At 57.8% G+C, this 268-nt stretch carries 2 protein-coding genes; one reads left to right on the top strand and one right to left on the bottom strand.

The genetic code is table 11. The annotated features are described in order from the left end of the window. A partial coding sequence (locus EXE44_RS19070) for a 4Fe-4S binding protein (RefSeq protein ID WP_199241305.1) occupies positions 1-68 on the top strand: 68 nt, incomplete at its 5' end. Here EXE44_RS19070 and EXE44_RS21265 read toward each other — a convergent pair. Next, positions 63-268: hypothetical protein (locus EXE44_RS21265; RefSeq protein ID WP_241991914.1), on the bottom strand; the 206-nt coding region annotated here is incomplete at its 5' end. The genes EXE44_RS19070 and EXE44_RS21265 overlap by 6 nt on opposite strands.

Genomic DNA, 268 nt, shown 5'->3' with positions numbered 1-268 from the left:
TGCTCTGTGTCGACGTCTGCCCCGTGGACGCCATCGACGTCGACCCCGGGCGCGAGAACCGCTTATAAGTAGTCGTTGTCGGTGTAGGGACGGTTTCCGTCGCTCGAGTTTTTATAAGTAGTTGACTGAGGAGCGACGGTGAACACCTCCAAAGCCCCAGCCGCTCGGCTGTACGTGGTCGACTGTGGATCAGCGGTGGACACCGCCAAAACCCCAGCCGCTCGTTTATAAACAGCTAACTGTGGATCGGCGGTGAACACCTCTAAAG

It is taken from the genome of Halorubrum sp. SS7 (assembly GCF_005435055.1).
Lineage (GTDB): Archaea > Halobacteriota > Halobacteria > Halobacteriales > Haloferacaceae > Halorubrum > Halorubrum salinarum.
This window is presented reverse-complemented; position numbering and strand designations above follow the sequence as displayed.